General features: G+C 65.3%; 10 protein-coding genes. 4 read left to right on the top strand and 6 right to left on the bottom strand.

Annotated elements, in window-relative coordinates:
• Positions 1-90: 90 nt before the first annotated feature.
• Positions 91-1,188 carry an SIS domain-containing protein gene (locus B5D13_RS01890; RefSeq protein ID WP_078686593.1) on the top strand — a complete coding sequence of 366 codons (1,098 nt, stop codon included), beginning with the start codon at positions 91-93 and terminating at the stop codon, positions 1,186-1,188.
• A gap of 246 nt (positions 1,189-1,434) precedes the next feature.
• Here B5D13_RS01890 and B5D13_RS01885 read toward each other — a convergent pair whose 3' ends face one another.
• Together B5D13_RS01885 and B5D13_RS01880 are read right to left on the bottom strand one after the other, a co-directional pair.
• Positions 1,435-2,967, bottom strand: a complete 1,533-nt coding sequence (locus tag B5D13_RS01885) for an amidohydrolase (protein WP_078686590.1) — start codon at positions 2,965-2,967, stop codon at positions 1,435-1,437.
• Positions 2,968-3,151: 184 nt separating this feature from the next.
• The gene (locus B5D13_RS01880) at positions 3,152-4,651 is read right to left on the bottom strand and encodes an amino acid permease (RefSeq protein ID WP_078686588.1); all 1,500 of its coding nucleotides are present in this window, start codon (positions 4,649-4,651) and stop codon (positions 3,152-3,154) included.
• A 384-nt stretch (positions 4,652-5,035) separates the two neighbouring features.
• On the opposite strand from B5D13_RS01880, the gene B5D13_RS01875 reads away from it, so the two are divergent.
• Positions 5,036-5,824: an alpha/beta hydrolase gene (locus tag B5D13_RS01875; RefSeq protein ID WP_078686587.1), complete on the top strand. Its 789-nt coding sequence runs from the start codon at positions 5,036-5,038 to the stop codon at positions 5,822-5,824.
• On the opposite strand, the gene B5D13_RS01870 is transcribed toward B5D13_RS01875, so the two are convergent.
• The 3 genes from B5D13_RS01870 to B5D13_RS01860 form a co-directional block, all read right to left on the bottom strand.
• Positions 5,821-6,501 (bottom strand): sugar phosphate isomerase/epimerase family protein, encoded by a 681-nt coding sequence (locus B5D13_RS01870; RefSeq protein ID WP_369821283.1) that lies wholly within the window; start codon positions 6,499-6,501, stop codon positions 5,821-5,823. The genes B5D13_RS01875 and B5D13_RS01870 overlap by 4 nt on opposite strands.
• 236 nt (positions 6,502-6,737) lie before the next feature.
• Entirely contained in the window at positions 6,738-7,733 is a 996-nt protein-coding gene (locus tag B5D13_RS01865; protein ID WP_078686586.1) for an SIS domain-containing protein, read from the bottom strand.
• Between the two features lie 55 nt (positions 7,734-7,788).
• Positions 7,789-8,562 carry an SDR family NAD(P)-dependent oxidoreductase gene (locus B5D13_RS01860; RefSeq protein WP_078686585.1) on the bottom strand — a complete coding sequence of 258 codons (774 nt, stop codon included), beginning with the start codon at positions 8,560-8,562 and terminating at the stop codon, positions 7,789-7,791.
• Between the two features lie 167 nt (positions 8,563-8,729).
• Here B5D13_RS01860 and B5D13_RS01855 point away from each other — a divergent pair, with 167 nt between their 5' ends.
• Entirely contained in the window at positions 8,730-9,605 is an 876-nt protein-coding gene (locus tag B5D13_RS01855; protein WP_078686584.1) for a Cof-type HAD-IIB family hydrolase, read from the top strand.
• 77 nt (positions 9,606-9,682) lie between these two features.
• Positions 9,683-10,363, top strand: coding sequence for an HAD family hydrolase (locus B5D13_RS01850; protein WP_078686583.1), 681 nt, complete (start codon positions 9,683-9,685; stop codon positions 10,361-10,363).
• A gap of 93 nt (positions 10,364-10,456) precedes the next feature.
• Here B5D13_RS01850 and B5D13_RS01845 read toward each other — a convergent pair whose 3' ends face one another.
• Positions 10,457-11,935, bottom strand: a complete 1,479-nt coding sequence (locus B5D13_RS01845; RefSeq protein ID WP_234970621.1) for a Sapep family Mn(2+)-dependent dipeptidase — start codon at positions 11,933-11,935, stop codon at positions 10,457-10,459.
• Positions 11,936-12,118 lie beyond the last annotated feature (183 nt).

The following is a 12,118-nucleotide window of genomic DNA, read 5'->3' as shown; positions in this document are numbered from 1 at the left end:
ACGTGCCCGTTCCCCCGCGAGCACGTCACCCCATCCCCATAGGAACCACCCACACCATATCGGACCTCAATCGCAAGGAGACCCAGACACATGACCACGGCAAGACCAACCATGCTCACCTACGTCCACGAGACCCCCTCGGTCCTCAGGGCGCAGCTCGAAAGCGACGCCGCCGCCCCGCTCGCACGGGCGTTTCTCGAAGGCACCTACACACGCGTGCGGATCGTCGCCTGCGGGTCGTCCAAGAACGCTGCCACGATAGCCCGCCCCTACATGCGCTCCGTCCTCGGTCGCGAGGTCGACATCGTCGAGCCGTACACGTTCTGCGCCTACGAGCGCGAGGTAACCTCCGACGAGTTCGCCTTCGTCGTCTCGCAAAGCGGTTACTCGACCAACGCCCTCGCCGCGCTCGCCGCCATCCGGGAGGAGGGCGAACGCGCGATCGGCGTCACGGGAGACGTCGCGTCCGACTTCGCCGGCGCGTCCGACCTTCTCGTCGACTACGGCGTGGGCGTCGAGCTCGTAGGCTACGTGACCAAGGGCGTCTCAGCCCTCGCGAACTTCCTCTGCCTGTTCGCCCTCGACGTCGCGCGGGCCGAGGGCCGCATCGACGACGCCGAGCGCGAGCGCGAGGTCGCGCGGCTCTCCGGCGTGGCCGACGCCCTCGCCGACGTGGCGGCCCAGGCGCCCGGCGCGCTCGCCGCGCGCTACAAGGAGCTCACGAGCCTCGAGCGCGTCTTCATGGTGGGCGCCGGCGCCAACTACGGAATCGCCTGCGAGGGCGCGCTCAAGTTCGGCGAGTGCCTCCAGATCCCCGCGACGGCCCTCGAGCTCGAGGAGTACCTGCACGGCCCCAACCTGCAGCTCTCGCCCGACTACGCCGTCTTCTTCAACCTCGTGGGCGCGCGCGACCACGCCCGCGGCCGCCAGCTCGTCGAGGCCACGCGGCTCGTGACCGACCACGTCTTCGTCCTGACCGACGATCCCGCGTCCGCCGACCCCGACGTCGCCCTCGCGCCCCAGGGAGACTCCCTCGCCGCGCCGCTCGCTCTTCTCCCTTACTACCAGACCCTCGCCTACCAGCTCACCGACGACAGGCACCTCTGGCACAAGCACCCACTGGTCTCCGCCTTCGACAGGGCCGTCTCCGGCAAGAGCGAGAACTACGTCGACCGCGAGGTCCTCTAGGGGCGCGGGGAGCCCCCGCCATCGCCGCCTCACGCGCAGCGTCCGCACCACGACCGGTCCAAGCACCACCCACTCGCCGCACCACCACGACCACGCCAGTTCCCATTCAGACCTGCACCAACGGAGTTCGGCCCCGCACCAAGCCAGACGGCGGTGCGGGGCCGATTCTTGTCGCGCGGACGACGCGCGGGTGGCATGCCGGCGGGTGTGCCGACATGCGTGCCAGCGGACGTGCCGGCAGGCGCGCTAGCGGGCGTCGTGCACCACGCGCCCGTCGAAGATCGTCATCTGGCAGGAGCAGCCGCGCGCGTCGGCGGGGTCCAAGGCAAGCACGTTCGTGTCGAAGACCGCGATGTCGGCCCGCTTGCCCGGCTCAAGCGTGCCCACGCGGTCCTCGAGCATGAGGTCGAAGGCGCCGCCCGCGCACCAGGCGCGTACGAGCTCGGCGGGCGTGATCATGTTCTGCGAGAAGAGCGGGCTGCCGCCCTCGGGGAAGAGGCCCCCGCACGCGCAGTAGACGCCCGACCCCAGGTCGTCGAGAGTCATGGGGAGGTCGGTCGCGCAGGCGACCCTGACGCCGGCGTCGAGCATCCCGCGCCGGTTCCAGTAGCGGGCGCCGCGCTCCTCTCCGATGGTGCGCCCGATCATCTCGACCTTTCCCGCTCGGTTTGCGATCGACTGGATGAGCGGATACACCTCGGCGACGACGCCGAGCGCGGCCATGCGGGCGAAGTCGGCGGGGTCGGCCGCCTCGAGGTCGGTCATGGCGTGACGGAACCGCAGCCGGCCGTCGTCGTCGCGCGCGCACCCCTCGAAGATGTCCAGCGCGTGCGAGACGGCTCCGTCGCCCTGCACGTGCAGGGAGAACCGGAAGCCAGCCTCCTCGGCGCGGCGCACCTCCTCCGCGTGATGCCCCCAGTCGATGTCGAGCGAGCAGCGGCCGTCGAAGTCGAGGTAGGGCTCCTTCATCTCGCCGGCATGATCCCCTATCGAGCCGTCGGTCATCTGATTGTACCCGCTGAACGCAACAAGGTCGCTCTTCGCGAGGCGGTCGCGCAGGCCGAGGCCGTAGCCGATGTCGGCGTCGCGCCCCACCGGCTGGCTCATCAGGCTCACGCGCAGGGTGAGCTCGCCCGAGCGCTCGAGGCCGACCACCTCGTCGACGAACCAGTCGTCGTCGTAGCCCATCTCCTTGGTCGACGTCACGCCGTAGCCGTTCATCATCGACAGGTACCTGCGGTAGAGCGGAACGGACGCCGCATGGTCCGCCATGACGGCAGCCAGCAGCAGGTGCGCGCGCTCCGACCAGCACTCCTGGGGCGTGAAGCCAAAGGCGTCCTCGGCGGCGCCGTTCATCACCATCGCCTCGGCGCCCTCGCAGACGAGCACGCACGGCTCGTCGCCGAACACCTCGTCAAGCAGGAGCGTGTCGGTCGTGGCAAGCGCGAGGGGCAGGCCGTGGCCCACGCGAAGGGCGAACCCCTCCTGGACCGCGACGCGCGCCGCGGCCTCGGCCAGGCTCGCGCAGCCCGAGAGGTCCGCGCCATAGTTCTGAAGCAGCCAGCCCTGGAAGAAGCAGTGCGCGTCCACGAGGCCGGGGGTCACGAGCGCGTCGCCGACGTCGATGACGCGCACCCCGTCGGTGACGAAGGCGTCTCCGTCACCCTCCCCCACGCCCACGATCTCGCCGTCGCGCACGGCCACGTAGCCCGAAAACGGCACGTCGCCCGTGCCGTCGAAAATCGCCTCCGAGCGGAGGACAAAGCTCTTCTCGTCCATCTCAATCCCTTCTGGAGTCGTTACGATGTCTCGCGCGGAGGGCCGCGGCCCGCCACGCAAAAGAGGAGGCCACCCGCGGCGGTCGATGCGCGCGGGTGGCCAGCCGTTGGTTCAAGGAGAGGGGCGGCTCAGCCCTCGGAGAAGAGCCTCTGCCTTGGGCCGGGCGCGCCCCTCGTGGGAGGGACTACTCTCCGTCGCCCTTGGGGTCGGGCGTGTCGGATGCGTCTGCGGTGTCGGACGCGTCGGGGGTAGCCTCGGTGGCAACGCGGCGCTCGATCGCGGCGCTGCGACGCTCCTCGGCCGCCTCGATGATGTCCGCGTTGACCCTGCGCCAGTGCAGGAAGAACGGGACGGCGGAGATGACGATCAGGATGCCGGCGCTGATCGGGTTGAAGCTGAACAGGGGCACCTCGCCGGAGATGATGCCACCCAGCTCGCCATACATGAGGATGAGCGAGGGAACGATGGCGAGGATCGCCATGACCGGGCCACCGGGGGCCTTGAAGGTCGGGTGGTAGTTATCCTTCTTGCGCAGCGAGAACCAGGCGCAGAAGAGCAGGGCGTTGCGCAGCAGGCAGATGAAGGTGAAGATCGCCACGAGGTCCTGGATGGTCGTCGCCCAGACGAGCACGAGGGCGAAGCCGGACTGCCAGAGCATGGAGATCACGGGCGAGTCGTACTTGGGGTCGATCTTGCCCCAGGAGCGCCACCAGTAGCCCTCCTGCGCGGCCTTCATCTCACCACGGGCCTGGAACATGATGAGCGACGAGAGCGACCCGGTAACCACGATGACCGCAAGGATTGCCGCGATCGTGCCGGCGTGCTCGCCGATCATCGGGATCTGCGAGAACGCCATGGCGATGGGCGCCTCGGAGGCCGCCAGGGACTCGATGTCGACGAGGCCGGTGGCGGAGACGGACAGCAGCACGTAGAGGAGGGTGACGACGAAGACGGTGCCGATGAGTGCGATCGGCATGTTCTTCTTCGGGTTCTTCACCTCGCCGCCCATGGTGACGCAGGTCTGCATGCCGTCGTAGGACCAGGTGGTCGCGGCGACGCCGGCGATGAGGGCGGTCAGGACGCCGCCCGAGGCGGCAGCGGAGCTCGCGACGGGGGCGGCGTCAAAGTTGCCGCCGTTGATGAAGAAGAGGCCGGTGAGGACGAGCAGGAGGAACGGAACGACCTTGAAGGCCGTGATGAAGTTCTGCCACTTGGCGCCAGCGTGCTTGTGGCACATGTGGAGCCAGGTGAAGAAGATGATGAGCAGGCAGGCGATGACGGAGACGACCGTCGCCGACCAGCCCGTGAAGAAGGCGAGGTAGTTGGCGACCGTGAGGGCCATGATCGCAATGCCGACGGGATCGGAGCCCCACCAGCAGGACCAGATGAAGAACATTGCGAGGAAGGGCCAGCCCGCCTCACGGAAGTACACGAACTGTCCGCCGTCCTCGGAGTATGCGGTTGAGTACTCCGCATAGATGAGATTCTGCGGAATCATGATGAGTCCGCCGATCAAAAACGCGAGGATGGTTAAGAACGGCGTACCAGCGGCACCAGCGACCGCGCCTACCGAGGTGAAGATCCCCGATCCAATCGTGGTTCCGACGCCAAGTGCAACGGCGGTGCTGAGGCCAAGGTGACGAGTCATTCCCTCGCCGCCCTTTGCGGCCTGCGTGTCAGACATACACTCTCCCTTCTTGCTGTCATGACCAATCGAATGCGACGGAGACGCCCTCGTCTCGTCGAGACCCAGCGCGTCTCGCTGACTCCATCCGTTAGACTACACGCACTGGAATATTTTTTGCTTACACTTGTTTATTCGTCGGCGAGTGGTATAGAATTACTTCGTACTTACTTAGTTCAATATGATGGGTGCAATTTAGGTATATGCCCCCATCTCGAAGAATTGCCGTCTCGATAAGGCAAGCCCTCTGCGCAACAAGGACATCCTTGCGGAGCCACTGAGCCGACCCAGTCAAAGGCCGCGTTAATAAAAGGGATATACCAGCTCTTCGCCAGAAACTGTCAATTAGCGCATGACGCGCGCGCACGTCAGAAAGGTGGGGCCATGAGCACGCTAAGCGGGGACTTCTACTCGAGATCGCTTCGCGTCACGCAGCATGTGAACGTAATTCTCCCTGACGACTCTGAAGACTTCTGGACCGAGATAGATAATGACCTGAAGGTTCTATACCTCCTGCACGGACTCGGCTCGAACGCTGACGAGTGGGCCCGCTTCTCGATGGTCGAGGCCTTCGCGAAGGTCTATGACTTTGCCGTCGTGATGCCCGACGGCAACCGGAGCTTCTATCTCGACGCACCCACGGGACCGCGCTACTTCGAATGGGTCTCGGAAGAGCTGCCCGAGCTCGTGCACACCTGGTTCAGGCTTCCGCGCGACCGAGAGCACACCTTCGTGTGCGGCGAGAGCATGGGAGGATACGGTGCGCTCAGGATGGCCCTCGCCCACCCCGAGCGCTTCGCCGGGGTGGCAGCGCTCTCCGCCGTGACTGACCCCGCAGCGCTTGCCGAGCACTTCTCTGACCTCTTTTGGGGTGACGCCGAGATGCGTGCCGTCTTCGGCGAGGCGGGACCTGACGAGGAGCACTCGGTCGAGAGCCTTGCTCGAACGGCGATCTCCCAGGTCGGAATAGACAGTATCCCGCGCATCATCCAAATGGTCGGAGAGGATGACCCGTTCTGCCCCTACGTAAGAGGGCTCGCCGAGGCGCTTGCGCGCCTCGGCTGCAGGAGCACCTTCGAGAGTTGGCCTGGGCGGCACGACTTCCTCTTCTGGAACGGCGCCCTGGACCGCGCGCTGCGGATGTTTTCTGGCCTCGAGGTACCGAGCCTCTAGCCTTCAAGGCCAAGCTCTTCTCGCAAATACCGACAGGTGGCCTCATGGGGAGAGTGCGGGTCCTCCCAGTAGATGGAATCGTTGATCTCGAGGTCGATCCCATTCTCGAAGTCACGCTCCTCAAGCGTGCGGATGAAACCGGCGAGCTTCTCGCGTCCGTAGGAGCCCGAGCCCACCGCTTCGTGATGGGAGTCGGAATAGTGAATCCACTCGACCTTGTCCCCAAAGCAATCAAAGTAGTCGTCGAGCGTCTCTCCCTGTACCTCCATCGCCGTGAGGTCGACGCACACCCGAAGCGCGGGAGAGGAGACGGTCTCGAGCACCCGACGCACGTCGGGGAGGGTCGTGACGAGGTTGCTTTCGTAGGGCTGGAGCTGCTCGAGGGGCATGACGATGCCCTCCGCCTCGGTGAGGTCGCAGATGGTCGCCAGGGTGTCCACGCAACGCTTGAGCGACTCCTCGCGCGGCAGGCTCCTCAGGCCGCAGCCCGAGTTGACGAAGACGCGGCCGCAGCCCAACTCGTGCGCGTCCTCGAAGGCCCACTTGAAGAACTCGATCGTACGCAGCGTGAGCGCCGGGTTGGGATCGCAGAGGCTATAGGGGTAGCCAAGGGTCTCGGGCGTGTAGATCGTCACGCACTGGCCGCGCTCCTCCATCTGCCGCCGCATGGCGCGCAGGCGGCGGGAGGCCGCCCAGGAGTCAGGGTAGTCGAGCCTGCAGTAGAACGGCTCGGCACCTCAAAGTTCAATGCGCTCGATTCCAAGCTCGGCCATTGAGTCGAGAAAGAACTCGAACGGGTAATGCACGTACGATGTGCCCATGACGGAGACGTCGCGCATCGTTATCGTGCTCATGCGAACCTCCAAACGGGACGGGGCCGCCCGGAGGCGGCCCCGCATGGGGAAACGATGCCCTAGTAGTCGAGGGCACGGTAGTAGCGCCTGATGTCCATCGGGTGGCAGTTGATACGCTCGATGTGCGCGTCAATTCGATTCGTGACCTGATGGGTCACAAGGTGGCTCAGGTAGCCGCGATACTCCGGCGAGATGCCCTCAAGGGCATAGTCCTTGGAGTCGATGATGGTGTAGCGCGCGCAGATCTTCGGGAGGAACCGGGCGACGCGCTCGGCCAGCGGGCGCTCGGCGTCCTCGCCCATGATGACGGTCACGTTCGTGTCGCGGTCAACCACCTCGAGCATGCCGTGGAAGAACTCGGCGGCATGGATCGACTTGGTGCGAATCCAGTGCTGCTCCTCCCAGTAGCACATCGCATAGGAGTAGGTCGACCCATACTGCTCGCCAGCGCCCACGAAGTAGTGAATGTCATCGTCGTGGTGCTCCTCGGCAAACCTCTGAGCGAACTCGTCAGAGGCCTCCGCGACCGAGACGAGCGCATCCGCAAGGTGCGCGTCGAGCTCGGCATAGTAGGCGTCGTACTGCGGGAACTGGCCGGCGTTCCTCATGAAGCGATCGGCCACCATGAAGAACTTGAGCTGCTCGTTCTCGGGATAGACGATGCAGTGGGTCGCCCCCTTTGCAAGCGGCGAGTCCTCGTGGTCAACGAAGCCGATGGTCGTGACGCCACGCTCGTTCAGGGCATCCAGGGCGACGACCATCTCCGCGGTGTTGCCGGAGACGGACGAGAAGACAACGACGCTCTTGTCCGTGAGGCGCTTGTTTCCGAGCGTGTTGAACTCGGCCGCGTTCTCGACGACGACCGGCAAGTCGCTCAGTTCCTTGATGTGCGACTCGGCCTGGAGCGCGGAGGCCCAGGTGCCCCCGATGCCCATGTAGCATACGAGATCGAAGCCACGCTCGCATACTTCGTCCACCATGGCCTCGATTTCGCCGCGAATGGCGAGGGCGCCCCTCACGCTGTCCAGCTCGTGCTGCTTGTCATACTTGATCATTCTTACGGTCTCCCAACTAGTCGAGCCCGCGGCCCTCTGCCACGGGCGCCTTTGGCTATTGCTTGCCGAGGTACTTGCCGCCGTCGGCGTGAATGTCTGCACCGTTGATCACGGCTGCGTCGTCAGATGCGAGGAACGCGAACACCGCGGCTATCTCCTCGGGCTCCTCCACCCTTCCGAGAGGCCCGAGATCCACGAGGTCACCCTCGTTCTGGTACTCCATGTCACCGAAGGCGTCGGCCGTGGCGTCCATCATGGGCGTCCTCACCCAGCCGGGGCTCACGCAGTTCGCGCGGAGCTTACCGCCAAGCTCGTTCGCAAGGCACTGCGTCAGGTGAATGACGGCGGCCTTGCTCATGGCATACGGGGCCTCAAAGGCGTAGCAGGCGATACCGTCCACGGAGGCCGTGTTAAGAATCACGCCCTCGCCCTGTTCGCGCATCACGGGAAGCACGTGGTGGATCATGTCGTAGGTACCGAGCAGGTTAACCTCGATGACCTTTCGGGCGGTTGCGACATCCTGCTCCTCGACGGATCCGACCTCACCGCCGATCCCCGCGATGTTGCAGAGGACGTCGATGCGGCCAAGGCGTTCGCGAACCGATGCGACGGCAGAGGCCACCGACTCGTCGTTGGTCACGTCAACGGCGACCGCAACGTAGGCATTCTTGGAAAGACCGAGTTCGGCAGCGGCCGCCTCGACGGCGTCAGCCGACAGATCGAGCATCGCCACGGTCGCGCCCTCGTGCGCGAATCGTCCCGCCGTGGCCTTGCCGATGCCGCTCGCGGCACCGGTGACGACGACTACCTTCCCTTCGATTCCCCGCATGAACGCTCCTTCCCTGGCAGCGAGACCCTCTGGCAGCACTGCCTGATTCGGTACTGGTACATATTTCGTATTAACTTATTTACCGCTCTTATACAAGGTATAATTTTCACGTTCACTTATCTGGCATCTATTCGGGGGCAGGCGGCATTCAGATTAAGGAGAGACCCATGGTGAAGCGATGCGGCAGCAGCAAACGGAAAGTGAGTCTGGGGCCGTTCCAGGACGGTAGCAAGCCACGTCTCGTTGCCACAGATATGGATGGAACGTTTCTAAACCAGTTCGGGGAATATGACCGTGAGCGCTTTGCCCGAGTTCTCTCCGCCATGGCCGAGTCTGACACGCGCTTTGTCGTCGCAAGCGGCAACCAGTACTACCAGCTCCGCACGTTCTTCGAAGGAATCGAGGAAGAGGCGGACACGTCGCCCATTGCCTACGTCGCCGAGAATGGCGCCCTCGTCGTCGATGACGGGCTCGTAATCGACCATGCGTCCCTCTCGCAAGGCGTCGTCAAGGACGCATGGAGGCTCCTCTCCTCCAGAGTGGATGCCGAGTGCGCCCTCTGCTGCGTGAACGGAGCCTACGTCCAGCACGGCTCGGCAAGCCAAGGCTTCTTTGAGCTCATGAGCCGATACTTTCCCCGAATCTCCTGGACCGACGACCTTACGTCCCTGAGCGACATCGCGCTCAAATTCTCGATCGAAACGCGCAACGGGACAGAGCAGGCGCTCTCGGAGGCTGTTTCCGACGCCCTCTGCGGGGCCCTCGTCCCCGTTGTCTCGGGCAACGGCTCGGTCGACCTCATGGCGCCCGGTTGCACGAAGGCCACTGGCCTAGCAACCCTTTGCAAGAGATGGGGACTGTCACTCGACGAATGCCTTGCGTTCGGCGACAACGGCAACGACGTAGATATGCTTGCCGCCGTCGGCTGGGGTGCTGCGATGGACAATGCCGCCTTGGACGCGATTCGTGCAGCTGACACAACCTGTCCGCCAAATACGGAGTCGGGAGTACTCGAGACCCTCGAGCAGTTATTCCTCGACTAGCGCCATAGCGCGGGCGCTATCATGAGTCAGTTGTGAAGTGCGCCACCGCGCCCCGGCACCACCTCAGGAGATAACCCTTGACCATCAATAACGACGCCCCTTCGCCGCTGTGGCCGCCCGCCTTCGAGGCAGCCATCTTCGACTTCGACGGCACCATCTCGGACACCGCCGCCCTCTGGAGGCGCGTCGACGAGGAGTTCCTCGGGGCACGCGGATTCGTCGTGCCGGACGACTACGCGCTCACCCTCTCCACACTCGGGTTCTCCAAGGGGGCCGAGTACACCATCGAGCGCTTCGGCCTCGACGAGAGCGTCGAGTCGATTTGCGCCGAGTGGGTCCGCATGGGCCGCAAGCTCTACGAGGCCGAGGCCACCCTCAGGCCGGGCGTCGTCGACTACATCGGGCGACTCCGCGCACGCGGCGTGCAAGTCGCACTCGCAACAACCAACGACCCCGAGGTCCTCGACGGCCTCAGTCAGGTGGACGTGGCGAGCCTCTTCGACGTGCGCGTTCACGGTCGCGAGGTCGCACGCGGGAAGGACCACCCTGACATCTACCTCGAGGCCGCGCGGCGCCTGGGAGCAGACCCCGCCTCCTGCATCGTCTTCGAGGACATCCCGGCCGCCCTCGCCTCGGCCCGCGCGGCCGGCATGCTCGCATGCGGTGTGCGATCAAGCGACCCCGTGCAGGACATGCGCCAGATCGAGCGTGAGGCCGACCTCGTTCTCGACGACTGGCGCGACCTCGCACGCCCCTAGCAAAGCCCGCACGACAAGAAGGGCCGCCACCCGATTGCACTCGGATGGCGGCCCCAGTCGCACCTGATGGACTATCTCGTCGCAATGGCCGGCCTACAGGTCGAGCTGCATCAGGTTCAGGATCGCGTGGATGTAGACCTTCATGGCGCACTTCAGGCTGGCCTCACTGATGCCCTCGTCGGGACCGTGCTCGGGGCCGACCCACCCGGGGACGACCTCGTCGGGGTCGTGGGGGCCAAAGGCGCAGGCGCGCGTGAACTTGCGGGCGTAGGTGCCGCCGCCAATGGTGATGGCCTTCGAGGTCTTGCCGGTGACTCCGTCATAGGCAGAAAGCAGGGCTTTGACCTCGGGAGACTCGGGGTCGATGTAGAACGGCACCTTCACCGCGTCCACGTCGAAGGTAGCGGCGTGCGCGTCGGCCAGCGTAGCCAGCGCGCAGGCGATCTGCTCGTCGGTGATGGACGTGGGATAGCGAGAGTCCATGGTCTGCCTCAGGCGGCCGCCCTCGGTGCGCACCGTGCCGCCGATGACGGTCAGCGCGCCGAACTTGTCGTCGGAGCTCTCGATGCCCAGCGACGCGCCGTCGTGGCCCATGCTGCAGAGCGCGTGCTGCAGCTCGAGGAAGGCCCTCTCGTCCGCAGAGCAGACGCCGTTGTCCAACAGGTAGTCAACGAGCAGGCCGATCGCGTTGACGGTGCCCTCGGGAAGCGATGCGTGGCCGCCCTTGCCGTGGGACGTGAGCCTCGCCAGGCCGTCGCCCGCAGGCTCGACGTCCACCACGTCGGTGGCAGCGAGCTCGCCCGCGGTCGCACGGACCGTGGCGGTCGCCTGAGACGGGATGGCGTTGGCGACGGTGCCGCCGTCCATCTCGACGATGCGCGAGTCGCCCTTACCGCCGAAGACCTCGGCAGACTCGAAGTGACCGTGGAAGACGCCCTTCTCGCCGCAGATCAGCGGAAAGTCGGCGTCGGGCGAGAACGCAAAGGCGGGCTCATCGTAGTTCTTGAGGTACCAGTCAAGGTCGCCCATGTTGGTCTCCTCGTTGTTGCCAACGAGAAAGCGAAGGGTGTAGGGCAGCCGCTCTCCCCTCTCGCGGGCCAGGCGCGCGACGAATTCGACGGCGTAGAGGCCCATCACGCAGGGGCCCTTGTCATCCAGGACGCCGCGGCCGATCAGGTAGCCCTCGCGGCGGGTGACGTCAAACGGGTCGACGGTCCAGCCAAGTCCCTCGGGAACCACGTCGGTGTGGCAGATCAGCGCAATCTGCGTGTCAGACGCGCCCGCGACGTCGGCGTAGCCAATGCGGCCGCCCTCGCACTCATGAGCGTCCATCCCCAACTTGGAGGCGATGGCAAGCCCCTGCACGAGCGCGTCGTGGGCCTTGGGACCCCAGGGCATGCCCGGCTGCGCAGCCAAGGTGTCCTCGACGGAGGGAATCCTCACCAGCGAGCGGATGTCCTCGACGGCACCCTCCCACACCTCGTCGACGTAGGCGTCGATCTTCTTGTCCAGCTGGTCAGCGTCCAGGCTGCCCGCGTCCAGCAGCTTGTCGCCACTCGGCTCCTTGGCCATGTCTCCTCCTTGCGATCGATGGCGGACGGCACGCCCGCCCCATGTCTAGCCCGCCCATCGTAGCGCATCGCAGGGTACGGCCAAACCCACGCAAGGAGCATGAAACACGACATCGCAGCGCGTTCAAAATTAGCAAGGCAAGGCCAGCAAGAAGGACGTGCCGCCCCGCTCGCGAAGCAATCG

Source organism: Olsenella sp. KH1P3, assembly GCF_900167315.1.
Lineage (GTDB): Bacteria > Actinomycetota > Coriobacteriia > Coriobacteriales > Atopobiaceae > Olsenella_J > Olsenella_J umbonata_A.
This window is presented reverse-complemented; position numbering and strand designations above follow the sequence as displayed.